The sequence below is a fragment of the Chitinophaga sp. 30R24 genome, from assembly GCF_049056765.1.
GTDB lineage: Bacteria > Bacteroidota > Bacteroidia > Chitinophagales > Chitinophagaceae > Chitinophaga.
This window is the reverse complement of sequence record NZ_JBJGXX010000001.1, coordinates 572,664-597,759: the sequence shown is the minus strand read 5'-3', so window position 1 is coordinate 597,759 and position 25,096 is coordinate 572,664. Positions and strand designations below refer to the sequence as shown.

The 25,096-nt window shown below is 43.8% G+C and carries 22 protein-coding genes; 15 read left to right on the top strand and 7 right to left on the bottom strand.

Going from position 1 to position 25,096, the window contains the following annotated elements; all coding sequences use genetic code 11:
• The first annotated feature begins 79 nt into the window (after window positions 1–79).
• The 5 genes from ACDQ55_RS02445 to ACDQ55_RS02425 all read left to right on the top strand — a co-directional run bounded on the left by ACDQ55_RS02445 (window position 80) and on the right by ACDQ55_RS02425 (window position 5,765).
• Window positions 80–1,363, top strand: a complete 1,284-nt coding sequence (locus tag ACDQ55_RS02445) for an SUMF1/EgtB/PvdO family nonheme iron enzyme (RefSeq protein ID WP_420979463.1) — start codon at window positions 80–82, stop codon at window positions 1,361–1,363.
• A gap of 146 nt (window positions 1,364–1,509) precedes the next feature.
• Window positions 1,510–2,253 carry a gliding motility protein GldL gene (gene gldL, locus ACDQ55_RS02440; protein ID WP_420979461.1) on the top strand — a complete coding sequence of 248 codons (744 nt, stop codon included), beginning with the start codon at window positions 1,510–1,512 and terminating at the stop codon, window positions 2,251–2,253.
• A 56-nt stretch (window positions 2,254–2,309) separates the two neighbouring features.
• On the top strand, window positions 2,310–3,854 hold the full coding sequence (gene gldM, locus ACDQ55_RS02435; RefSeq protein WP_420979459.1) for a gliding motility protein GldM: 1,545 nt from the start codon (window positions 2,310–2,312) through the stop codon (window positions 3,852–3,854).
• 20 nt (window positions 3,855–3,874) lie between these two features.
• Window positions 3,875–4,879: a gliding motility protein GldN gene (gldN, locus tag ACDQ55_RS02430; RefSeq protein WP_420979457.1), complete on the top strand. Its 1,005-nt coding sequence runs from the start codon at window positions 3,875–3,877 to the stop codon at window positions 4,877–4,879.
• A gap of 265 nt (window positions 4,880–5,144) precedes the next feature.
• Complete coding sequence (locus tag ACDQ55_RS02425) at window positions 5,145–5,765, top strand: DinB family protein (protein ID WP_420979456.1); 621 nt, start codon at window positions 5,145–5,147, stop codon at window positions 5,763–5,765.
• Between the two features lie 6 nt (window positions 5,766–5,771).
• Here ACDQ55_RS02425 and uvrC read toward each other — a convergent pair whose 3' ends face one another.
• The 3 genes from uvrC to gpmI form a co-directional block, all read right to left on the bottom strand.
• Complete coding sequence (gene uvrC / locus ACDQ55_RS02420) at window positions 5,772–7,589, bottom strand: excinuclease ABC subunit UvrC (RefSeq protein WP_420979455.1); 1,818 nt, start codon at window positions 7,587–7,589, stop codon at window positions 5,772–5,774.
• A gap of 3 nt (window positions 7,590–7,592) precedes the next feature.
• Window positions 7,593–8,177 carry a hypothetical protein gene (locus tag ACDQ55_RS02415; protein ID WP_420979454.1) on the bottom strand — a complete coding sequence of 195 codons (585 nt, stop codon included), beginning with the start codon at window positions 8,175–8,177 and terminating at the stop codon, window positions 7,593–7,595.
• 292 nt (window positions 8,178–8,469) lie between these two features.
• Window positions 8,470–9,996: a 2,3-bisphosphoglycerate-independent phosphoglycerate mutase gene (gene gpmI / locus ACDQ55_RS02410; protein ID WP_420979453.1), complete on the bottom strand. Its 1,527-nt coding sequence runs from the start codon at window positions 9,994–9,996 to the stop codon at window positions 8,470–8,472.
• Window positions 9,997–10,294: 298 nt separating this feature from the next.
• Here gpmI and ACDQ55_RS02405 point away from each other — a divergent pair, with 298 nt between their 5' ends.
• From ACDQ55_RS02405 to ACDQ55_RS02390, 4 genes are all read left to right on the top strand, one after another.
• On the top strand, window positions 10,295–10,708 hold the full coding sequence (locus ACDQ55_RS02405) for a DUF4783 domain-containing protein (protein ID WP_420979452.1): 414 nt from the start codon (window positions 10,295–10,297) through the stop codon (window positions 10,706–10,708).
• 147 nt (window positions 10,709–10,855) lie between these two features.
• A complete protein-coding gene (nadC, locus tag ACDQ55_RS02400; protein ID WP_420979451.1) occupies window positions 10,856–11,707 on the top strand; it encodes a carboxylating nicotinate-nucleotide diphosphorylase in 852 nt (283 codons plus the stop codon).
• An 11-nt stretch (window positions 11,708–11,718) separates the two neighbouring features.
• A complete protein-coding gene (locus ACDQ55_RS02395; protein ID WP_420979450.1) occupies window positions 11,719–12,600 on the top strand; it encodes a diacylglycerol/lipid kinase family protein in 882 nt (293 codons plus the stop codon).
• Between the two features lie 20 nt (window positions 12,601–12,620).
• A complete protein-coding gene (locus ACDQ55_RS02390) occupies window positions 12,621–12,959 on the top strand; it encodes a translation initiation factor (RefSeq protein WP_420979449.1) in 339 nt (112 codons plus the stop codon).
• A 63-nt stretch (window positions 12,960–13,022) separates the two neighbouring features.
• Here the strand turns inward: ACDQ55_RS02390 and ACDQ55_RS02385 are convergent, their stop codons facing one another.
• The 3 genes from ACDQ55_RS02385 to ACDQ55_RS02375 form a co-directional block, all read right to left on the bottom strand.
• Window positions 13,023–14,015, bottom strand: a complete 993-nt coding sequence (locus ACDQ55_RS02385; protein ID WP_420979448.1) for an aldo/keto reductase — start codon at window positions 14,013–14,015, stop codon at window positions 13,023–13,025.
• Between the two features lie 86 nt (window positions 14,016–14,101).
• A complete protein-coding gene (locus ACDQ55_RS02380; protein WP_420979447.1) occupies window positions 14,102–15,037 on the bottom strand; it encodes an AraC family transcriptional regulator in 936 nt (311 codons plus the stop codon).
• Between the two features lie 511 nt (window positions 15,038–15,548).
• Window positions 15,549–16,295, bottom strand: a complete 747-nt coding sequence (locus tag ACDQ55_RS02375) for a biotin--[acetyl-CoA-carboxylase] ligase (protein ID WP_420979446.1) — start codon at window positions 16,293–16,295, stop codon at window positions 15,549–15,551.
• Window positions 16,296–16,455: 160 nt separating this feature from the next.
• Here ACDQ55_RS02375 and rsfS point away from each other — a divergent pair, with 160 nt between their 5' ends.
• The 4 genes from rsfS to ACDQ55_RS02355 all read left to right on the top strand — a co-directional run bounded on the left by rsfS (window position 16,456) and on the right by ACDQ55_RS02355 (window position 20,477).
• Window positions 16,456–16,860: a ribosome silencing factor gene (rsfS, locus tag ACDQ55_RS02370; protein WP_420979445.1), complete on the top strand. Its 405-nt coding sequence runs from the start codon at window positions 16,456–16,458 to the stop codon at window positions 16,858–16,860.
• Window positions 16,861–16,936: 76 nt separating this feature from the next.
• Window positions 16,937–18,964 (top strand): ATP-dependent zinc metalloprotease FtsH, encoded by a 2,028-nt coding sequence (ftsH, locus tag ACDQ55_RS02365; protein WP_420979444.1) that lies wholly within the window; start codon window positions 16,937–16,939, stop codon window positions 18,962–18,964.
• Window positions 18,965–18,971: 7 nt separating this feature from the next.
• The gene (locus ACDQ55_RS02360) at window positions 18,972–19,607 is read left to right on the top strand and encodes a LutC/YkgG family protein (protein ID WP_420979443.1); all 636 of its coding nucleotides are present in this window, start codon (window positions 18,972–18,974) and stop codon (window positions 19,605–19,607) included.
• A 51-nt stretch (window positions 19,608–19,658) separates the two neighbouring features.
• Complete coding sequence (locus ACDQ55_RS02355) at window positions 19,659–20,477, top strand: UDP-2,3-diacylglucosamine diphosphatase (RefSeq protein WP_420979442.1); 819 nt, start codon at window positions 19,659–19,661, stop codon at window positions 20,475–20,477.
• Here the strand turns inward: ACDQ55_RS02355 and recO are convergent.
• On the bottom strand, window positions 20,442–21,179 hold the full coding sequence (recO, locus tag ACDQ55_RS02350) for a DNA repair protein RecO (protein ID WP_420979441.1): 738 nt from the start codon (window positions 21,177–21,179) through the stop codon (window positions 20,442–20,444). The two genes, ACDQ55_RS02355 and recO, sit on opposite strands and share 36 nt — an antisense overlap.
• Before the next feature lie 234 nt (window positions 21,180–21,413).
• Here recO and ACDQ55_RS02345 point away from each other — a divergent pair, with 234 nt between their 5' ends.
• Complete coding sequence (locus tag ACDQ55_RS02345) at window positions 21,414–23,819, top strand: efflux RND transporter permease subunit (protein WP_420979440.1); 2,406 nt, start codon at window positions 21,414–21,416, stop codon at window positions 23,817–23,819.
• A 336-nt stretch (window positions 23,820–24,155) separates the two neighbouring features.
• Window positions 24,156–24,845, top strand: a complete 690-nt coding sequence (locus tag ACDQ55_RS02340) for an IS1595 family transposase (protein WP_420979439.1) — start codon at window positions 24,156–24,158, stop codon at window positions 24,843–24,845.
• Window positions 24,846–25,096: the final 251 nt, after the last annotated feature.

Here is a 25,096-nt window from a genome sequence, read left to right as displayed (position 1 = left end):
AGCGGGTGAATTATGATAATTGTGTTCCCTTGTATACAGGCAAATCACACCAGGCTGGTTAATAGAAAAACATATTCTGATGAAAGCTACCCTTATGAAGCTTAACTATGTAAAAGGTCTGTTGGCAATTTTGCTGGTTTCCCTGCTGGCCAGCTGTGGCGGTAGTAAAACCCCTAAAAATGCACAAGGGCAATTAATTGGCGTAAGCCCTAGACCGAAGTACACTCCCCCTGTACCTTATGGGATGGTATACGTACCACCTGGAACTTTTCACATGGGTCCGAGCGACGAGGATGTAAACTATGCATTCACGGCGCGTAACAAATCCATTTCCATTTCCGGCTTCTACATGGATGCTACGGAAATTACGAACAATGAGTATCGTCAGTTTGTACAGTGGGTGCAAGACTCTATTGCGCACATTTTACTGGGACATGTTAAATCCGACGACGGGCATGATATCATTGACTGGAAGCAGAAGATTAACTATAAGGATAAAGCGACTGTAGAGAAGCTCGACGCCCTGGTATATTCTGAAGCAGACCGGTTATATGGCCGTAAGGATATTGACGTGGGCAAACTGGTGTACCATCAGGAAACTTTTAACTGGGACAAGGCTAAGCTGCGTGAGAATTACGGCAAGCCTCGCTCTACCTTCATTGTGAAGAAAGACGTTCCTATTTATCCTGATACACTCTGTTGGATCAGGGATTTCTCATACGCCTATAACGAGCCGATGACACGTATGTACTTCTGGCATCCGGCGTTTGATAATTATCCGGTAGTAGGAGTAAACTGGCACCAGGCTACTGCTTTCTGCGAATGGAGAAGTAAGTTCTGGGAAGACTACCGTGCCAGCAAGAAGCTGTTTACGGAAGATAAATTCCAGCTGCCTTCCGAAGCACAATGGGAATATGCTGCGCGCGGTGGTAGGGAACAAACTCCTTATCCTTGGGGAGGTTACTATATCCGTAACAAGAAAGGATGTTTGCTGGCTAACTTCAAGCCCGGCCGTGGTAACTATCCGGAAGACGGTGGTTTCTATACCGTGCGTGCAGATGCTTACTGGCCAAACGATTACGGCCTGTATTGCATGGCTGGTAACGTAGCCGAATGGACTGCGGATATCTACTATGAAAATGCTTATTCCTTCACTTCCGACATGAACCCATATTTAAGAATGGATGTACCAGATGATGCCCCGTTGAAAATGAAACGTAAGGCTATCAGAGGCGGATCATGGAAAGATATAGGACATTTCCTGCAAACAGGAACCAGAACATATGAATATCAGGACAGTGCAAAATCTTACGTAGGTTTCAGATGTACCATTGCCCTGAGCAGAAGAGCAAAACACAAATAGTAAAACAAAATGAGTAATAGCCTGTATTTATAACTATCAAAGAAAACCTTTGTATTATGTACACTATTATTGGCAAATCAGTGAGAATTAACTATTCCATACAGACTTTAACTAACACTTTAACCAGTAAATTTTAACCTATGGCTATGAATCCTAACAAAGCTAAATGGCTGAACTTTTTCGTATGTGTTGCTGCTTCCGTGGTAATTATCGGTGCATTATTTAAACTGCAACACTGGCATGGAGCGGATATCGCTTTGATTTTAGGTCTGAGCACAGAAGCGCTCATCTTCTTTGTATATGCTTTCGTTCCGGATTCTGGTGCATCTCATGCAGAAGGTGGAGCACCAGTAGTAGTAGCAAGCAGTCCTGCAGTAGCTGGTCTGGATAAAATGCTCCAGGAAGCAGACATTACTCCTGCTAATTTGCAACGTTTGAGCGAAAACTTCCAGAAACTGGGTACCACTGTTGATAAAATGAGAGATATCAGCGATGTAGTAGCAGCCACCGGAGATTATACACAAAAAACAAGAGAAGCTGCCAGCGCTATCGGTAATGTAGCTAGTGCTTACACTACTGCCGCTGCTGCCGTTTCTTCCTTCAACAGCGCATCAGAATCAACTAAGGATTTTCACGTACAGATGCAGGGTATGACCAAGAACTTGGCTTCTCTCAATGCTATCTACGAACTGGAACTCCAGGATACTAATAACCACCTGAAAGCAATGAATAAATTCTACAGCAATCTGCAGAATGCTTCTACTGCTATGAGTGGTAGCATTGAAGACGCTAAGAAAACACAAGAACAAATCACTTTGCTCGCTAAAAACCTCAGCAACCTGAATGCTATTTATGGTAACATGCTGAGCGCTATGCATGGTGGAAAATAGGATACTGCTAATAGTTGCTGGAATTAACACATATTAATTAAATCTGAAAACAAACTATGGCACTACCTAAAGATCCTAGGCAGAAGATGATCAACATCATGTACCTGGTCTTGACGGCCATGCTGGCGTTGAACGTCTCTGCTGAAATATTGAACGCATTTAATATCGTAAACAACTCTATCTCCAATTCCAACAAATCACTGACAGAGAAAAATAACTTTATCTACGGTCAGTTTGATGAACAAATGAAGGAAAAGGCTGCCGAAGTAGCTCCTTTTAAGGCAAAGGCAGACCAGGTGAAGAAGTTGTCTGCCAGTATGTACGATTATATTGAATCGTTAAAGTCTACTATCATCACAGAAAGTGGTGGTACAGACGAAAATGGCGAAATCAAATCTAAATCCGATCTCGACGCACCTTCTCGCGTGATGGAGAATAACAAAAAGGGTCCTGAACTGGAAGCCAAGCTCCAGGAGCTGCGTACCCAGTTGCTCTCTTTCGTGGATGATCCTAAAACAAAAGTACAGATTGAGAAAACTTTACCACTGAAAATTGAAATCGGTAAGGGCGGAGACGCTCACGGTAGCGGGGCACAAAAAACCTGGACTACTTATCATTTCAACATGGTGCCTACTATTGCGGCGGTAACCATCTTGGGTAAATTCCAAAACGATATCAAAAACTCAGAAGCTGCAGTTATCGATTACCTGTTTGGCCGTATTGAAGCGACTAAATTCAAATTCGATAAAATAAGACCATTCGTTTCCCTGAATTCCAAGAACCTGATGGAAGGACAGACCTTAACGGCTAATATCGCAGTAGGTGCTTACAGCACTTCTGTGAATCCTACTATCGTGGTAAATGGTCAAACAATAGAAGCGCATGACGGTCTGGGTACAATCAATATTCCTGCTTCTGGCATCGGTGAAAAAACCATTTCCGGTACTATTACTTTACCTAGCCCAACTGGTGGCGCTCCTGAATCTTATCCCTTTACAGAAAGTTATAATGTAGGTGCTTCAACCACCTCCATCTCCGCAGATAAAATGAACGTGCTGTATATCGGCCTGCAGAACCCTATCTCTATCTCTGCTGCCGGCGTACCTGCTGAACAAGTGTCTGCTTCCATTACTGGTGGAAATATCACCAAACATGGTTCAGGTGAATATATCGTTACTGTAAGCCAGCCAGGTAAAGCTGTTATCAATGTAGTAGCTAACATCGATGGTAAAACCAAATCACTTGGCCAGAAGGAATTCCGCGTAAAACGTGTTCCTGATCCAGTGCTGAAAGTAGGTGTTAACAAAGGCGGTAGCATGAAAGCAGCCGACTTTAAAGTACAGGGTGGTTTACGTGCAGATCTGGAAGATTTCGAATTTGAAGGCGTAAAATATGAAGTGATCGGTTACCGTGTTGGTATCTCTTCCAAAGGTAAAGAATACCAGGAAGGTGATGCAACCTCCGCTTATTTCCCAGGCAGCGTAGCTGCTTCTATCCGTTCTCTGCGTCCAGGTGATGAAGTATACTTCGAAAACGTGAAAGTGAAAGGTCCGGATAACGTGGTTCGTTCTATGCCGAGTACTATATTTAAATTAAACTAACGGTCATTAATTACTGAATTATGCGAGCAGTAATATTTAACAGAATTGGTTGGTGCACTTTATTGCTGGTAATGCTGGCAACGGCTGCCGAGGCGCAACGCCGCGGAGGCACTACGCGCCGCAGAACAGGCACTACAGCTACTCCCCCTGCAGATGATGCATCGGTAGTAAACCCGGCTACCGGGAACGCTGTTACGCCTCCCCCTGCTCCTCAAGCCACTGCCCCTTTGGTAGATACCCCACGCAAATCTTTGCGTGTAGACGGTGTGGTGGAAAGGAACCTCGCAAGAGATCGTACGCCGATCGACTACGACTACATCCGCGAAGATGATAGGTTTTGGGAAAAACGCGTATGGCAGGTAATCGATATCAGGGAAAAAATGAACCTCCCCTTCCAATATAACGTGGAAGATGAGAATGGTACCAATCAGCTGTTTATTAATATTCTGCTGGATGCAATCAAGAATAAAGAGGTAGAAGCGTTTAGCCCTATCGATGATCGTTTCACTACTGTAATGCCCTTTGCCGAAATCCAGAATAAACTCAGCGGTGAGGAAAGAACAGTACGCAGTATAGATCCTGTAACCGGCGAAGAGAAAATGGTGACCACCCGCGACGACTTTGATCCACGTACCATTAAACAGTACAAGATTAAAGAAGTATGGGTGATCGATAAAGAAGCTTCCGCCCTGAAAGTACGCATACTCGGTATCGCTCCAATGGTATCCCGTATTAACGAAGATGGTAGCATCCGTGCTTCTATTCCTTTGTTCTGGGTATATTATCCTGATTGCCGCGCTATCCTGGCTAAACACGATGTGTATAACCAAAATAACGATGCGTCTACAATCAGTTGGGAAGATCTGTTTGAAATGCGCTTTTTCGGCAGCTATATTGTGAAGGAAAACAATACCTACAACCGTGAGATCAAGGATTATATTAAAGACGGTGTGATGCGCCTCCTCGAAGGCCAGGCAATCAAAGACCGCATCTTTAATAAAGAGCAGGATCTCTGGGAGTACTAGTATTTAAGCATAAAATACCATAGTATAAAAAGAAAGCAGCGGATGACCCACCGGTCATCCGCTGCTTTCTTTTTATACTATGGATATGTTGCTCTAACTTCTGCATGCTACCGTTATTATTGTCTCCAATCTCTACCTGGGCATCGCCCAGCTACTTTCAGTAAACTACTGAGTATGATAAAACGATAAACTATTGATCTGTACGAAGATTTTCTGTTCGCACTTCTACTAGCTTTGTTCTAAATATTAATTAATACTGATAGCAATGCCCCTACCTTTCGTGAGCACTAATAAATTATTACGTCATTTGTTGGAACAGATGTCTGTTGTCCGGGATCAAACAACAAAATATATAAATGAAAAAACAACCTCCGAGTGGCAATGGTCGCCTGGTACCGGAACCTGGAGCGCCATACAGTGTCTGGAGCATCTGAATACCTATGGGAGGTATTATTTGCCGGCATTGGAGAAAACCATTTCTGCGGCAGAAAATGCCGGCAGCCGCCCCTACGCTGAGTTTAGCAGCAGTTTTCTGGGCGCCTATTTTACCCGGTTAATGTTACCCGGTAATCAAGGGCAGCTCCGTTTCCGGATGAAATCGCCCTGGAAGCACCTGCCCTCTACACAGCCAGCGGTAGCAGATGTATTAGCTGAATTCCTATTGCAACAGGAAAGGATGGAAAAATTGCTACGCCGTGCATATGCCGCTAATATCCAGGATTACAAAGTGCCTACTTCCTTGTTTAGCCTAGTCCGCTTATCTGTAGGAGATACATTTGGTTTTCTGGTAGCACATATACAACGTCATCTGCTACAGGTGGAAAAGGCGCTGGCTGGTAACGAATTGCCGGCACACGGAATGAGCAGTACCCTTATGGTTTGGTAGCCTCATTTATTGGGTGGCGGTATCGTTATGAAAATGTGCCCAGATCAGTTTGGCCTTGGCTGCGCCTACTTCTTTGGTAAGATCTTCCTGTGACAGCAGTTTTATTTTAGCTACCGAACGGAATGTTTTAAGTAGTTGGGTGGCAGTATTCTGCCCAATACCTTTGATGCTTTCCAACTCGTTTTTAAAAGTGCCTTTACTGCGTTTCTGGCGGTGGAAAGTGATACCGAAGCGGTGTACTTCATCGCGGACCCGGCGTATCAGTTTCAGGCTTTCGCTGTGGTAAGGCAGTTTAATACTTTCGGAATCGCCTGGGAAGAATATTTCCTCTTCGTTTTTGGCTAGGCCAACTACGGTCATGCTACCGATGAGGTCTAGCGCGCGGATGCTTTCCATAGCGGCGCCCAGCTGCCCTTTGCCCCCATCTATAATCACTAGTTGCGGCAAAGGCTGTTGTTCTGCTAGTAAACGGCTGTATCGCCGGTATACGATTTCTTTCATGGAAGCGAAATCGTTGATGCCTTCTACTGTTTTAATGTTGAAATGACGGTAATCTTTCTTGGAAGCTGTACCATCTTTAAATACCACGCAGGCTGCTACGGGGTAACTACCCTGGAAGTTGGAGTTATCGAAGCATTCGATGTGTTCTGGCAATACCGGTAGTTCCAGATCGGCCTGCAGTTGGTACAGTACCTGTTTCTTTTCCATGTCTGATTTGCCTTCCAGGTGCAGTATCTTCTTGCGGTATAACTCTTCCTTGAAGTAGTTAACGTTCTTTTCTGATAAATCGAGCAGCTTCTTTTTATCTCCCCCTTTGGGAACGGTAACTGTGACATTACTTTCCGGGTATTCCAACGGAAGGGGAACCACTATTTCATTGGTAATGCTTTTAAATGCCTCGCGCAGGTAAGCAATGGCGTATGCCAGTACTTCTTCATCACTTTCTTCCAATTGTTTTTCCAGCGTTACCGTTTTGGTATCTGCTATAGTACCATTTAGTATCCGCAGATAGTTTACGTAGGCATGATTGCCCTCGCTGATAATGGAAAATACATCTACATTGCCCATACGGGTATTTACAATCGTAGATTTTGCGGAATAGGTTTCCAGGCTTTCAATTTTCTTACGCATGATCTCAGCCTTTTCAAATTCCATTTTTGCAACATGTTCCTGCATCTGCTCTTTAAATAGGTTTACCACTGGCGTTAGGTTACCTTTCAACACATTTTTTACCTGTTGTAATCCTTCCCGGTAATCTTCCTGTGTTTGCAGGCCTTCACAGGGGCCTTTGCAGTTGCCTAAGTGGTATTCCAGGCATACTTTGAATTTGCCTTTGCGTATATTTTCTTCTGTTAGGTTTAGGTTGCAGGTACGTAATGGTATATTATACTTGATTACATCCAAGATTTCGCGGACCCGGCCTACAGAAGTGAATGGCCCCAGGTAGTCTGACCCGTCTTTAATGACATTGCGGGTGAAGAATACACGGGGAAAAGATTCGTGTTTGATAACGATATAAGGATAGGTTTTATCATCTTTCAGGCTAATGTTGTACTTGGGCCTGAACTGTTTGATCAGTGAGTTTTCGAGCAGGAAAGCATCCTGTTCGGAATCTACAATGGTGAACTCTATATGGTGTATATGTTCTACCAGTTTGCGGGTTTTGTAGTTGTCATGATTTTTTACAAAATAGGAGCTAACCCTTTTCCGCAAACTTTTAGCCTTACCTACGTAAAGCAATGTGCCAGCTTCGTCGTAGTATTTATAAATACCGGCATCAGACGGTATGGTATGTGATATCTTTTGAAATGCTGCTGCTGTCATGTTTTACATTCCTGTTTTGGGCGCTATCGTTGCGTTCACTTCCAGCTCTTTCGGCGTTAGGAAAGCTATTTTTTGATAGGTAGTGATCCGAACCTGTTTGTTTCGTTGATAGAACAGGTCCTGACGGAATTCATATATCAGGTTGCTGGTATATGAGTGTATGTTTATTTGTTGGATCTGGCCCTGTTGATCCAGTTCCATAGTAATGGCCGAAGGATTGGTTTGTTTACCTTTCGACTGATAGATAATAGATTTTTTACCGGAAAACGGATCATACAAACTGGAGGTATCGTATTCTTCCCTTAGGGATGGGTTGTTAAGATCCACGTCTGCAAAGGGTTTAAGCAGATTGTTTATAGCGGTGCTGTCTGCGCCTGTAATGGTGCTGGTATCCTGTTGCCCGTTCAGGGTCACCGATTTAAACAAAGTGACGTTACTCTGGCGGATACGTGTACCCTCCTGGCCGAAATAATCGGGCAGCCGTATAAATTTGTCTTGCCCCAATGGTATTGATGGTTTATTTGCCAGGTTACAGGCCATTAAGCCAATTATGGTAAACAACACAGTTACTTGCCTGTACTTTTTCATGTTGTAAAATTAATACTTAAATGTGGGTCATAAAAAATGCGCCGTAAAAACGGCGCATCGATGCATGAGCAAATCTGTCGAGAGCACTAAAAATATGTAAATCAGTTTATTGGACTGATGTGTTTTATGGGATTGATAAGTAAAACGGCAGCCAATAACTAAATGTTACAGGTGCCGGAAAGATTTTTGGGGTATTGCCAGCAAAAAGGAGAGCGAAGAGAATGACAAATACAATTGTCATCCTCTTCGCTCATTAATATTTGTTAGCCAATGGCTATTGGCGGGTATTTATTCAGTTAACCAGTACGTTACCGGTCATTTCTTTTGGAATGTCTAATCCCATAAAGTGCAGGATGGTTGGGGCAATATCGCCGAGTTTACCATCTTTTACCGGGCCACTGAAATCTTTATTGATGATAAAGAAAGGTACCAGGTTTAGGGAGTGAGCGGTGTTAGGTGTGCCGTCGGGATTTACCATGTAATCGGCATTGCCATGGTCTGCTGTCAGGAATACGGTATAATCGCTGGCTAGTGCGGCAGTTACCACGCGTTCTACGCAATGGTCTACTGTTTCCACGGCTTTTACAACTGCTTCAAACACACCGGTATGGCCCACCATGTCGGCGTTGGCAAAATTGAGGGCAATAAAGTCGGCTGCCTTGTTTTCCAATTCAGGTACAATAATATCAGCTAACTCGTTGGCGCTCATTTCCGGTTGCAGGTCGTAAGTGGCTACTTTAGGGGAAGCCGCCATGAGTCTGCGTTCTCCGTTAAATTCTTTTTCACGTCCGCCGGAAAAGAAGAAAGAAACGTGTGGGTATTTCTCTGTTTCCGCGATCCTGATCTGGGAATAACCGTCTTTTTCCAATACCTCTCCCAATGTCATATTGAGATTATCATTTTCGAAGATGACATGTACGTTTTTATAGGTACGGTCATATTCGGTCATGGTGGTATAGTACAGGGGCAGCGGTTTCATCTCAAAATCCGGGAATGCTTCCTGGGTAAGTACCTGGGTAATTTCGCGGCATCTGTCTGTACGGAAGTTAAAGCAGAGTATGGCGTCATCGTCCTGGATGGTTGTCAGTGGCTGTTGCTGTGCATCTGTTACAATGATGGGTTTAATAAATTCGTCGGTAACTCCTTCGGCGTAAGATGCTTTTATGGCGGTGAGGAAGTCTTGGGTAGGCGTGCCTTTGCCATTAACCAGGGCATCATAGGCCAATTTCACGCGTTCCCAGCGTTTGTCGCGGTCCATGGCGTAGTAACGGCCGGTGATGGTAGCAATTTTACCGGTAGTTTTTTTCAGGTGGGCGGAAAGGTTTTCCAGGAATCCCAGGCCGCTTTTAGGATCTGTATCCCTGCCATCTGTGAAGGCATGGATAAATACTTTTTCCAGGCCATGTGCCTGGGCAATAGTGGTTAATGCTTTCAGGTGTTCAATATGTGAGTGTACGCCGCCATCGCTCACCAGGCCAATCAGATGCAACGCTTTATTATTATTTTTAGCATGAGCCAGGGTATCCAGTAATACCGGGTTTTGGGCTAATTCGCCTTCCCGGATGGCTACATTGATTCTTTGCAGCTCCTGGTATACGATTCTACCAGCGCCAATATTAAGGTGGCCTACTTCAGAGTTGCCCATTTGCCCGTCTGGCAATCCCACTGCTTCCCCGCAGGTAACTAGGCGGCTGTTAGGGTATTGCTTATATAAACTGCTTACAAAAGGTGTTTTTGCGTGTGCAATGGCATCGGCTGTAGGAACTTTACCTTCGCCCCATCCGTCCATAATTACGAGAATGGCTCTTTTCTTTTCCATATCCTATCTGGTTATAATAGTTTAATATAAATTCACTCGAAAGGGTGAAAGTACTTATAAAGGGTTTAAATATTTTACAAAAATAAAGCGAAACGTAAAATTAATAACGGATGCTGGCAGACAAGGGCATGGGTCTATATTAATTTATACTTTAAAAAATAAATATTAAATAAAGTTAATAAATTAGAAATTCATAGCTACCACGATAATGTGATTTTATTGATTTGCAGTAGCTTTGGCATAGTTTTGGCTTTTAATTTGAGTTCTAAGAATCACATTTTTAATAAAATAACTGACAATGAAGAAGCTTTTGATGGTGCTGGGGATTATGTTGTTGGGAGGTACTTATACAGCATTTGCGCTATCGGCGAAAACCACCATTATATTAGTTGCCGGGCCTTTTGAAGATGTGGTGAGTGCTATTAAACAGGGTGACGTAAACGGTTTATCCCGTTACTTCGACAATAATGTAGAAATTAATATTTCAGGAAAATCTAATTCCTACAGTAAAGCCCAGGCGGAAATTATTTTAAAGGATTTTTTTTCCAAAAACCCCGTTAAATCATTTGAACTGATACACCAGGGTGGTGATAATTCCCGCTTTGGTATTGGCAATATGGGTACTGCTAATGGCCCGTACAGGGTATCATTCTTTCTCCAGAAGAAAGGGGGGTCTATGGTGTTAAATGAGCTCCGGTTCGAGAATAAATAAACGATCTCAACATAAAATAATTGGAAAACCCGTAGGTGCCCCGCAATTTATTGCGGGGCACTTTTTATTTTTGATAAAATTTAGCGGCCGCACCCGAAGCAGCAAACCGGATAAAGACCGTGAAGCAATTAAAAATACCCTTTAGTTATGTTAGCAACAGCAGCGTTGAACGCGTTTATCAGTAGCGCATTGGCAGAAGATATCGGTAGCGGAGATCATTCCACTATGGCTTGCATTCCTCCTACGGCAAAAGGGAAGGCCGTGCTTAAAATAAAGGAAGATGGTATCCTGGCAGGTATGGAAGTGGCTGCTGCCATTTTTCAATGGCTCGATCAGTTTACGGTGTTTACCCCCTATAAAAAGGATGGTGATGTGATGAAGGCAGGTGAGGTAGCTTTTGAAGTGGAAGCAACCGTACATACCTTGCTGATGGGAGAAAGACTGGTACTTAACTGTATGCAGCGTATGAGCGGTATTGCTACCCTCACCCACCAGTACGTAGAAAAAATAAAAGGGTATCATACCCGGATACTTGATACCCGCAAAACCACTCCTAATTTCAGAATGCTGGAAAAGGAAGCTGTTCGTATAGGCGGTGGCGTGAATCACCGTATGGGGTTATATGATATGGTGATGTTGAAAGACAATCATATTGATTTTGCCGGAGGGATCACCAATGCAGTCACTGAAACAGTGGCCTATCTGGAAGCGCAGCAGTTGCCACTGAAAATAGAAGTGGAAACGCGCAACCTGAACGATGTAAGAGAAGTACTCGCAGTAGGGCATGTAAACAGGATCATGTTAGACAACTTTGCTCCTGCCGATATTGTTACTGCAATGGCGTTGATCAATGGTCGTATAGAAACAGAAGCTTCCGGTGGCATTACACTGGCTAACCTGGAAGCATATGCGAAAACAGGGGTGGATTATATTTCTGTAGGCGCTATTATACACCACGCGGTGAGCCTGGATCTGAGCCTGAAGGCAGTTATACTATAAAACAATTTTTTTTGAAGAAGATATTATTTATCATCAACCGCAAAGCGGGCACAGACCGTGAAAAACACCTGGAAGCAGCGATCAGCAGGTATCTGCCGGCAAGTGAGTATGAGGTGAGCTCCGTGTACCTGTCTTACCTGGGCCATGGAACAGACCTGGCAAAGGAAGCCGTTAAAAACGGGGTACATACTGTAGTAGCAGTAGGCGGTGATGGCTCGATCAACGAAATTGCTAAAGGACTGGTAGGTAGTGATACCGCAATGGCCATTTTACCGTTGGGTAGCGGTAATGGCTTGGCCCGCGCATTGAAAATCCCATTAAATATCAGGAAAGCCTTGCGGTTGATTGTAAACAACCACCAACGCGCCATTGATGTAGGCTATGCAAATGAACATCTGTTCCTGAGCAATGCCGGCGTAGGTTTCGATGCCTTGATTGCAGAACAGTTCAGGCATAAAACAAAACGTGGCCTGATGGGATATGCTAAACTGGTGCTTAAGAGCTTTAATAGTTACACGCCTGCCAACTACCGGATAGATATAGATGGGAAGTTATTGGAAACGCAGGCTTTTCTGCTAACTGTGGCCAACGGCAATCAGTTTGGGTACGAATTTAAGCTGGCGTCCAATGCCAACGTATTCGACGGGTTGCTTGATATTTGTGTGATGCCACCGGTAGGCATCCTGGGCCTACTGCCGGTTAGTATTTTTTCACTTGTGGGGAATATTGATAAAACCCGTTATATGAAACATTATGACGGAAAAAATATCACGATCCGCAGTCAGGAGCTGAAATACTTGCAGGTAGACGGAGATGCTGTGCCATTGCAGGAAAAGGGCGTAGTTCATATACGTGTACAACCACAGGCTATTAAAGTAGTGGTAAAAGATTAACCTTTAAACTTATTAGAGAAATGTCGAAAAAGAAAAATACACCGGGCAATGGGATTGTATATTCTACAGATCCCAACTTTTCCTTTGAACAGGAGCCAGAAGAGGCTATTGCAACATTAGCTCCTGCTGAGCAGGTGTTGAGAGTAGTATTAGACAAAAAGCAAAGGGCGGGTAAAGTGGTCACCTTGGTAACCGGTTTTGTGGGTAAAGCAGAAGACCTGGAAAAACTGGGTAAAGACCTCAAAACCAAATGCGGTACCGGCGGCAGTGCGAAAGATGGTGAGATATTGATCCAGGGTGATTATAAAGAAAAAGTGGTGAAATGGTTACTGGATTGGGGCTATAAAAAAACGAAATAATTAAAACAGCCCGGTATGCATACCGGGCTGTTTGTTGCTTTGCTGGGCAATATTATTTTATGCTTACCTATTGATTAGCTGCATACTGTAGGGGGTATACCGTTCGCCGGCCACTGTATGTTTACGTAAAATTTCATCTATTGCAGTAATATCTGCTGCAGATAACCTGATGTCTACGGCGGCAGCATTTTCCTGTAAATATTTTCTGCGTTTGGTGCCTGGAATAGGCAGGATATCTAATCCTTGTGCGAGTAGCCATGCCAGTGATAACTGTGCGGGTGTGATTCCTTTCCCCTTTGCAAAAGCTTCGAGAGCAGTAACGGTTTGCAGGTTCTGCTCAAAGTTTTCTCCCTGGAAACGTGGCAGGGTTCTACGGAAATCGCCCTCGCTCAGGCTGTTGGTATCGTGAATAGCGCCAGTAGAAAGGCCTCTCCCCAACGGGCTGTAAGCTACCAGGCTAATGCCTAGTTCGCGGGTTGTAGAGAGGATGTCGTGCTCTACATCGCGGGTAAACAGGGAGTATTCTGTTTGCAGGGCGGTAATAGGATGTTCTGCGTGCGCTTTCCAGATAGAAGCAACGCTGGCTTCGGAGAGGCCAAGATAGCGCACTTTTCCTTCTTTTACCAGTTCGGCCATTGCGCCAACAGTGTCTTCTACCGGTACTTTATCGTCTATACGATGTGCATAATAAAGGTCTATCACATCTACCTTCAGTCTTTTTAAGCTGGCCTCACAGGCTTCTTTTACATATTCCGGAGAGCCGTCGATACCGGTGGTGCCATCAGGATAAAATCTGAATCCGAATTTGGTAGCCAGAAATACTTTGTTTCTATGGGCAGCCAATGTTTCCGAGAGCAGTTTTTCGTTGGCGCCCTGGCCATACATATCGGCAGTATCCCAGAAATTAATGCCTAATTCGAGTGCGAGCTCCAGTGTAGCAATAGATTCCTGGTCGTCAAAATCTTTACCACTGCCGTATGCAAACGACATGCCCATACAACCCAATCCTATTGCTGAAACTGACTCATTGGTTTTTCCAAGTTTTCTGTACTGCATATGGAGATTTTTTAGAGATACAAAAATATGTATAGGTAAGGACGGCAGATTGTAGCGAACAAAGTATTAATTGTTAAAATCAAAGTTTATTGCACGCGGTACATGTGAGGGGCAATGCCACTATGATTTTTGAAAAAGTGGGTAAAGTTGCCTGGGTCTTCAAAGCCAAGGCACCACGCTATTTCAGCGATCTGCCAATCGGTATGGATCAGTAGCAGTCGTGCTTCCAGCAACATACGCTGACGTATATGTTCGCTCACTGTGCGGCCGGTAGACTGTTTTATACAAGCATTCAGATGATTAGGATGCGTATTGAGCACTTGTGCAAACTCTTTCGCTGTTTTTAGTTTCATCTGATGGTGCGGCTGCTCTATAGGAAACTGTTTTTCCAGTTTGTCGATAAATCGGTTGGCCAGCATCTGTGCAGCATTAAGTGCTCTGGGCGCCTGAGTTGGTGCAGATAGCCGCTTACCTTCCAGCATAATCAGTTTCAGATAGATCAATAAAGCTTCCTGTTTAAAGGCTGCATCGTCGTGATACTCCCGCATCAGTTGCCTGAAAATAGATTGGAGGTAATTGCATTGCTCGTTAGTAAGTGTAAATACAGCTTTTGATCCTAGCTGCCAAAGTGGGTGTTGTAGCAGGTTTTCCTGGTGATCGGGCATTGTGTCGAACAGCAGGTCGGTAAACAAACAATAGTAACCTTCCTGCTCTTTTGAAGTAGCTCTCCAGGTTTTTAATTCAAAAGGATTGATGAACATTAAAGTAGGACCATTAATTTCATACTGATCATCTCCCATTGTAAAGATGCCAGTGCCTTTCGTAAAGAAGCTGATTTTGTAATAATCCCGTCTGGTAGCCCTTACTTCATCCTGGCAAGGATGGTCCGATCTCTCATGTACAGCGAAGCTGCCACGCAATGGTACTTTGGGGACCATTGCTATGCGCGTATACAGTAGGAGTTCGTCGTTGAAGTCATTCGATTTTTTCTGCCCAATGGAAGCATTTTTTTGTGTAGACATATCCAAATTTAAACAATTCAAAATGATAAACACCGCCAGACGCTGTGTACAATGTTAAGTTTTAAGCGAAGATGTACCGCTGAAACCCTTGCTGCATCAGGGTGATAAAATTTAATGAAACATTGTTGCAATTAGTTTTTTGATTAAGTAGAAAAAAATTCACAATTTGTTAACGACTTTATCAACCAAAATCTTGTTATCGTCAAGCCTTTGATGATGGCTATGTAGAGCCTCCTGCCACATGCCCGGGAAGAACAAGAGATAATAATTTTCAGAACGGAAATACCAGTTGGGTGTTTCCGTTTTTTATTGCATTTACACGCTTAGCTATTATGGGCACTATTTTGTTATTGTTGAGACAACCGGTCTTGTTTTTTGATGATCAACAAAGGGTAATGGTGTGGCCTTGTTTTATCGGCTACAGGATGAGCCGCTGGAAAAATGCGAGTTGTTGCAGGTTCCTTGAAAAGTGATAGCTGTTTGTTAGCGGGCTTGGCAACAGTTGATGTATTTAAGGTCGGGGGATAATAAATTCCACTTCTCCGAAATTGAGTTGAAGGATTGTACCGTCTTTTTCCAAGCAGAGGCGTCCATCGGGTAGCACATCCCGGATGGTCCCTTGAAAAATGTCGCCGTCTTTGCGGTAGAGGCCGGGTTGTTGCCAGCGAAAGAGGCGGGTGGTATATTCCTCCTTAATAGCCTCATAATTGGCTGCTTGTAACTGCTGCATTCTTTGATCCAGGCAGTGGCAGAGTTCCTGGGCTATTTGAACGGCTTCGCGGTGTTTGCCGGTGATCTGTTTCAGGGAAACGGCGTTTGGCAATGCTGGCGGAAAGGCAGCCTGATTAATGTTGAGTCCGATACCTATAATGGCATATTGCCAGATATTACCGCGCAGTACGTTTTCTATGAGGATGCCGCCTGCCTTTCTGTCACGCCAGTAAATATCGTTTGGCCACTTTATTACGGTTTCGTCGCCGGCATACGAAGTAAAGCAGTCGTTGGCGGCAAGGGCAACCGTCATGCTGAGCATAAATTGTCTGGAAAGCGGTAATGTGGCTGGTTGCAGGGCAACGGTGAGGGCGCTGATATCGCCGGGTTGCGCCAGCCATTGTTTTCCCCGGGTACCTTTTCCTGCAGTTTGGTTGCTGGTAAACCAGGCTGTGCCGGATGTTACCTGACCGGAATTTACCTGCTCCATGGCATAGTTATTGGTGCTGTCTACTTCGTTCAATATATAAAACGGACGTCCTATCATATGAATCTTTTTTAGTCTGTATATCTGGCCCGAAAAGTAATTCATTTTATTATTTTATTAACAATATCTGGGACCCCGCGGGCGATATTAAACATGTTATATTACTGCTTGTTTAGTAACTTTGACAATTAAAGATTATTTTTAACAAAAACGAGATTTATTGGCACCCTTAACCGTTCTGAGCACAAGAAAGAAGGCGCAGCAACGCCTGACCAGAGAAAGTGAAATTTTTACCACCATCATTAAGGCCATACAGGATAAGAAGGGGGAAAATATCGTATCCCTGGATCTACGCCAGATTCCTGAAGCCGTGGCCGATTTCTTTATATTATGTGAAGCCAATTCCGGCACCCAGGTGAAAGCCATTGCTGATTATGTGGCAGAGGAAGTAGAGAAACTTACATCGGAGGAACCATATAAGCACGAAGGATTTAGTTCACAGCAATGGGTACTGGTGGATTATGTGAACGTTGTTGTGCACATTTTTCAGCCGGAAAACCGAAAGTTCTATAATCTGGAAGAAATGTGGAGTGACGCCGATAGGATGGATCACCACGAAGACTGACTATAACAGTTGTTTTAGAATTTAATTATTCATATTATTCTGATTGCAATAAATATCCGTAAAGGAGCGTAAGATTATGGAAAAAGGAGGCAATAACTTCAACAAGGGTTCAGAGAAATCACCTAAGAAAGGACCGAAGTTCAATATATACTGGGTTTACGCCTTTATTGGTGTGGCCTTGCTCGCTATGAACTTTTTTGATTTCAGATCTTCTACCAAAGAGATCAGTTTCCAGGAATTTCAGGTGAATTATCTGAAACCCGGTGATGTAGACAGGTTGGTAGTTGTAAATAAGAAGTATGTAGAGGTCTACATTAAACAGGATTCTCTGAAAGAGGCGAAATTTAATGCAGTTAGTAAAGGGAAGTTAGGTGGAGAAAATCCCGGTCCTCATTACCGTTTTACAATAGGTAGTGAAGAAAGCTTCAAAAAAGACATTGATAAGGCACAGGAAGGCGTACCTGTTGAAAATCAGGTAAAGATTTCTTACGATGAGCGTCAGAGCTGGTTTGAGCCCATCTTCCAATTGCTGTTGCCGATCATCCTCATCATCGGTTTATGGATACTGCTGATGCGCAAAATGGGTGGGCCTGCTGGTGGCAGCGGTGGCCCGGGCGGCATCTTCAATATTGGTAAATCCAAAGCTACCCTGTTCGATAAAGGCACCCGTGTAAATATTACTTTCAACGATGTAGCCGGTTTGGACGAAGCAAAGGTAGAAGTAATGGAAATTGTGGATTTCCTAAAAAATCCTAAAAAATACACCGCCCTGGGAGGTAAAATCCCTAAAGGAGCTTTACTGGTAGGTCCTCCGGGAACCGGTAAAACCTTACTGGCCAAAGCGATGGCAGGTGAAGCGCAGGTACCTTTCTTCTCCATGTCGGGTTCCGATTTTGTGGAACTGTTCGTTGGGGTGGGCGCGAGCCGTGTACGCGACCTGTTTAAACAGGCCAGGGAAAAAGCACCCTGCATCATATTTATAGATGAAATCGACGCTATCGGCCGTGCAAGAGGTAAGAATGTAATGATGAGCAACGATGAGCGTGAAAATACCCTCAACCAGCTCCTGGTAGAAATGGATGGTTTTGGAACAGACAGCGGTATCATTATCCTGGCAGCCACTAACCGCCCTGATGTACTGGATAGCGCACTACTCCGCCCGGGCCGCTTCGACCGTCAGATCTCTATCGATAAACCAGACCTGGCCGGAAGAGAAACCATTTTTGAAGTGCACCTGAAGCCCATCAAAACATCTCCTAACCTGGATGTGAAGAAACTTGCGTCCATGACTCCGGGATTTGCCGGCGCCGATATTGCCAACGTATGTAACGAAGCAGCCCTTATCGCCGCCCGTAAAGGCAAAACACAGGTGGAAATGGAAGACTTCAATGATGCCATCGACCGTGTAATAGGTGGATTGGAAAAGAAGAACAAGATCATCTCTCCGGAAGAAAAAGAAGTGATTGCCTACCACGAAGCCGGTCACGCTATCTGCGGCTGGTTCCTGGAACATGCTAACCCGCTGGTGAAAGTAACGATCGTTCCCCGCGGCGTGGCTGCACTGGGATATGCACAATATCTTCCTAAAGAACAATACTTGTATAATACCGAGCAGTTGCTCGACGATATCTGCATGACCCTGGGTGGTCGCGCAGTAGAAGAGCTCGTATTCGGCAAGATCTCTACCGGCGCACAAAACGACTTGCAGGTAATTACCCGCATGGCCTATGCAATGGTAACCGTTTACGGTATGAACGAAAAAGTAGGTAATGTATCTTTTTACGATCCAAACAGCGATCAGGCTTTCACCAAACCTTACTCTGAAGAAACATCCAAGATGATTGATGAAGAAGTAAGAAAACTGATTGAAACAGCCTATATAAGAACTAAAAACCTGCTCACCGAAAAAATGGAACAGGTGAAAGTGCTGGCACAGGAACTGTTGAAGAAAGAAGTGTTGTACCAAGCAGATCTGGAAAGACTGATCGGTAAGCGCCCTTTCGATTTACATAAAGACCACTTAGTGAATAAAGAAGGTATGAGTACTGATGGTGTACATCCGTCAGACATCATCAATCCTTCTCCTTCACCAGCAAATGCGTAATAGCAATATGAAGATTTCTCCTGCTAAGGAAAATATTCTGAAGAGAGTACGGAATGCATTAAGTCAACCGGTACAGTTGCCCTTCCCCAATTCGGAGGGCAACTCTTCTGTTTTCAGAACGGAGAATGAGAGCCTCGAATTAAAATTTGCAGAAGAATTTACCAAATTACAGGGAAAATTTGTTTTCTGTACCGGGAAGGTAGAGCTGATGGATAGCTTACGGACGCTTTGCGAAAATAAGGACTGGCATAATGTATTCTGTCAGACACCCGCATTGCTCAAAACTATCCATCAGGAGGAGTTACCGGCCCTCAACCAGGGAAGCATACATGAAGCAGATGCCGCGATCACCGACTGCGAATATCTGGTGGCCCGCACTGGCACAGTAGTGCTTAGTGCAGCTCAGCCCAGCGGCAGAACAGTACCGGTATATGCACCTGTACACATTATGGTGGCTTATACCCACCAATTGGTGTTTGACTTGAAAGATGCGCTCAACAAGCTGAAAGACAAATATGGTAACGATCTTCCGTCTGCGATATCTTTCGCAACAGGTCCCAGCCGTACAGCCGACATTGAAAAAACACTGGTAGTGGGCATTCATGGCCCTAAAGAAGTATACGTATTTTTAGTTGATGAATGAAAATAGCTGTTGGCTTTTAGCGACTAAAGGCCAACAGCTTTCTACAATACAATGAATATTCACTTACCCGCCAATAAGAAAGTATATTTTGCCTCTGATTTCCATTTGGGCGCTCCTAATGCCGCCGCCAGCAGGGAGCGTGAGAAGCTGATTCTGCAATGGCTCGACCAGGTAGAGCAGGATGCGCAACACATTTTTCTGGTAGGTGATATTTTTGATTTCTGGTTTGAATACAAACATGTTATCCCCAAAGGATATACCCGTATATTAGGTAAGCTGGCTAATTTAAGCGATAAAGGAATCGGGATTTCTGTATTTATCGGTAATCATGATATGTGGATGGACGGCTATTTTGAAGAAGAGCTGAATATCCCTGTTTACTATGAGCCTCAAACCTATACCATCGGTAATAAAAGATTTTATATCGGTCATGGTGATGGTTTAGGGCCTGGCGATCATGGTTACAAGATGCTGAAGAAAGTATTCCGTAATCCTTTTTGCCGTTGGCTTTTTTCCATTATCCACCCGGCCTGGGGGATCTCTTTGGCTAATTATTTCAGTCAAAAAAGCCGTTCTGCTACCGGCCAGGAACTAGAACATTTTCTGGGAGTGGAAAATGAATGGCTGGCTATCTACAGCAAAGAAGTATTGCAGCAGGAGCATTTCGATTATTTCATTTATGGACACCGGCATCTGCCTTTGGATATCCGCTTGAATGACCGGAGCCGTTACATTAACCTGGGTGATTGGCTGAATTATTTTTCCTATGCGGTATTTGATGGGACTACCGTAGCATTGAAATTTTTTACTGAGGCGGGTGAAAATGCTGCCAGGTCAGGCATCCAGGATCTCGTGCAGGATAGGCGGTGAGTGCATCTCCGTAAAATCAGGTAAGTGGAGCTGGAAGAAATCCAGGTAGGCGTATAACAGTTTCCTTCTTTTTTCTTTATTCATAGATATGGCCGCCAGGTGTTGTACTGCTGTGCATCGGAACAATTGGTCGGTCAACTCGCTATATACCGGGTCTAGGTGATTGATGTGATGCGGTGGCAAATCGGTATAGGTACCTTCCTGCAGATCGAGGTAAGGTGTATATTCGGAGAAGTGCCCATTGAGCCGGAACCCCAGGAATTCCCCTACTTTTAAGGTAAAATATAACGGCAGGTTAGCGACGACCGCTATCTCTGAAATATCCAGCAGTTGCAAGGTGCTTTCTGTGAAGTAATAGAGATCTAGGTGTTGCTCAGGTTGCTTCAGGCACTTCTGCAACAGTTCAATAATGTACAGGGCTACCGTATTTTTTACTACATTTAATTGAACGGTATGGTAAATATGCCCCAGTTTAAACTCCGAGATACGTTGCAGGTTTTTGATCTCGTTATGATAAACGACCAGCTCCAGAATATTGCCCGGTTGCAATAGGTTTCCTTTGGCCGCTTTGGGCTTTGAAGAACGGGCGCCGTTTACAATATAGGATTGCAGACCAAAAAGTTCTGTAAAAATACTCACAATCAGGCTGGTGTCTCCATATTTAACGGCGCGTAATACGATGCCGCGGGATTTATGAAGCAAGATGGTATGTTTAGTTTAAATTGACATTTGGTTTTCAGCTATTAGCTCTCCCTAATGGCTAGCTGCCAGAGGCTAATAGATAAAGGTCAAAGTTAGTGAATTAAGCAGCACGGCTAATGGTTAAAAGTGTATAGCGGATGGCTGATCGTTAAAAGGGGCCAGCTCATCGCTATCTGCTACCAGCTAATAGCTATTTTAATTACCTTTACGCCCATTACTAAAAAGGGAATCCTTATGTGGCAACGTTTAGCAGGCTTTGTGCTAAAATATCGATTATTGCTTCTTTTTTTGCTGCTCGCCGGTACAGGCGTGATGGGGTATTTTGCCAGTAAGGTACAAATGTCTTATGATTACGTGGCTACCATTCCGCACGATAATCCTAAATTTCTTGAATACCAGAAGTTTAAGGAGAAATTTGGGGCAGATGGGAATGTACTGATGCTGGCCGTACAGACGGATAAATTTTTCCAGGTAGATTTTTTCAAGGACTATGTTCAATTGAATAAAGACCTGAAAAATGTTTTTGCGGTAGAAAATATCATGAGTGTGCCGCTTGCGGTAAATCTGGTAAAAAATGACAGTACCCAGAAACTGGAAGCGAATTTACTTTTCCAGGGCGATCTTACCAATCAAACGGTAATCGACAGTTTATCGAAAGTGTTTAATACGCTGTTGTTTTACAAGGGGCTTTTGTACAATCCAGACACGCATGCTTACCTGATGGCGATTTATGTGAACAAGGATGTATTTAATTCTCCCAAACGTACTGTGGTAGTGGCAGAGATTACCAAGTTGGCAAAAGCATTTGAAGCGAAGCAGCATACAGAGGTATACCTGAGCGGGTTACCTCTTATTCGTACAGCCATGGCCGTTAAAGTGGCCGACGAGCTGAAGCTCTTCCTGAAAATATCCTTTTTGTTGACTGGATTGATATTATTCCTGTTTTTCCGTTCGTTTGGAGCAGTATTGATGTCCATGATCGTAGTAGCGATTGGGGTAATATGGTCTGTTGCCACTATTGTGCTAATGGGTTATAAAATAACCTTGCTTACAGGGTTGATTCCTTCGCTGATTGTAGTGATAGGTATTCCCAACTGTGTTTACTTCCTGGGTAAATACCATACAGAATATGCCAAGGATGGTGATAAAGTGCGTGCGTTGGTGCACATGATACAGCGGATGGGGATTGTAACCTTGTTTACCAACCTCACTGCTGCTATTGGCTTTGGGGTATTCTGCTTTACCAACAGCGCTATTTTGAAGGAGTTTGGCGTAGTAGCCGGATTGAATATCATGTTTATTTTCCTGATCTCCTTTATTTTTCTGCCTGCTGTACTGAGTTACTTACCGGCGCCTAAAAGCAAGCATACCACTTATCTGGATAATAGATTTTTTGGCGCGATCCTCAACTTCTTAATCACATTGGTATTTAAGTACCGGCCATGGGTATACGGTATAAGTGGGGGGTTATTGTTGTTGGCTGTGATAGGTATGGGCCGGTTACAGTCTGTAGGTTATATGCTGGATGATATTCCGCATACCGATAAGCTGTATACAGACCTGAAATTCCTGGAAACCAATTTCAAGGGAGTAATGCCGTTGGAAATAGCAGTAGATACCAAACGGAAGAACGGGGTAATTAGTCTGCAAACGTTGAATAAGCTGGATGAGCTGACGCAGCTTATTGCAGCTCAGCCAGATTTTGGCCGTCCATTATCGGTTGTGGAAGGGATTAAGTTTGCCAAACAGGCTTATTATAACGGCGACAGTGCTAACTATGCGATACCTAACCAATTTGACCTGGGCTTTTTGGCGCCTTATCTGCGTATGAAAGGTGACAACAAAGCGTCCAGCAGCGCCTCTACGTTTGCCAAGCTGGTATCTTCCTTTATGGATAGTACAAAGCAGGTGGCCAGACTGAGTGTAAACATGAAGGATGTAGGTTCCCAGAAGCTGCCGTTATTGTTAGATGCGCTGCAACCAAAGGTGACTGCTATTTTTGATACTGCTCATTATAAGGTAACCTTTACCGGAACCAGTGTGATTTTCCAGGAAGGTACCCGCTTTATCATTAATGGGTTGATGGAAAGTATTATCCTGGCGTTTGTATTGATCCTTGTTTGTATGCTATACCTGTTCCGTTCCTGGAGGATGTTGATTATATCGTTGATACCCAATGTAATTCCGTTGGCAGTAACAGCGGGTGTAATGGGTTGGGTGGGCGTGCCATTGAAGCCTTCTACCGTTTTGGTGTTTAGCGTGGCATTAGGTATAGCCATTGACGTTACTATCCGTTTTCTGGTGAACTTTAAGCAGGAGCTGCCCCGTCATGACCTTGATATCAGCGCAACCGTAAAGCAAACCATACATGAAACCGGGTTGAGTATTATTTATACCTCGGCTATTTTGTTTGCCGGTTTTATGATCTTTAGTTTTTCCGAATTCGGAGGTACGAAAGCGTTAGGCTGGTTAACCTCTCTTACCTTGGTAGTGGCGATGGTGACTAACCTGACGATATTACCCGCGTTGTTGTTGTGGATGGAAAAGGCTTTGTTGCAGAAAGCGAAAAAGAAAGAGTTGTGGAAAGCGTTAGATGAAGAGGAAGACATTGATATAGCGGAATTAGGTATCCGCGATTAGAGATGCTTAAATATTGAATATTGAAATGGCTGCATGGGTATCCGATGCAGCCATTTTCTTTTGTTTGACCCTTGTTTTTCCCCGCAGCCGTATGTATTGGCAAAGTTGCCTGTTGCTGAAAAAAATAAAAACAGTTTTTGGAGAATTGGGAATTGCACTGCAGTATAGTCCCCTGCTTGTTTTTCGGGTATATAGCTAAGCTAAATTGGACAAAAAAATGTATTGAAATAATCTAGTGGGAGGCACTCAAATATCCTTTTCACCGCTTGTAAAAAAAGGGGGGATATTATAATGAAAAAGTATGAGGTTTATAATGCCATTCTAACCACATAGTTCATGAAAAATAAGTACTTAAAGGGCGCTCATTTATCTGAGCGTAAATTTAAGGAGATCTTGCGGCTATTTGCCGATGATCTCACTGCGACGCAGATTGCACAAATCAGCGGTGTCAGCAGGGTAACTATTAATAGCTACCTGAAAAAGCTCAGACATCAGATTGCCCGCTTTTGTGAAACCCAGCATCCAGTGCCGGTACCGGTTTTAAACTACGACAGCCGGCCGGCCGCCCCCACTCCCGACCACGACAGCGACACGCTGGTGGCCGTAAAACCAGAAATAGACCGGATTGTAAAACCAGTTATTTTTGGTATCTGCAGAACCTCAGACAGGTTGCATACAGAAATCCTTCCAGATGTAAGCCGTTCCATGATCCATGCTGCCACGAGAGGGCGTTCCGTATTGGAATCGCAGGCAGGAGCAGATCGTTTGCGTCGCTTTAACGGATTGGTAGACCTAGGGCAGTACCGTTTGTACCGGCTTAACCAGGCCTCCGATACGCATCAGATAGATGATGTAGATGCTTTCTGGGGGTTAACCAAGCATCGTTTGGCCAAATTTAAAGGGTTGAACCGCAACACTGCTTATTTGCATTTGAAAGAATGTGAATACCGGTTCAATCATCGCAACGATGATCTTTTTTCGGTGTTGTTGGAATTGTTAAAAAACTATCCACTCACCCTTTCCTGACAAGATATTAGCCCCATTTCGGTGGGGCTGTATAAATCTTAATTTAGATTTTGGTTGATGAGTACAGGTGGCATTCTTGCCGCTTGTTTTATTTTCATGCCATTATGAATTGTGTTTATTGTTTATAAGTTAACAATAAGTTAAAAAAATGTTATCCAACTGTTATTGGCAATTTTTAAAGTTTAATGTTTTGTTAATAAAGTTTATATTTGAAGCCAGGTTGAAAATTTGCTAAGGAAACTGCTTATGAG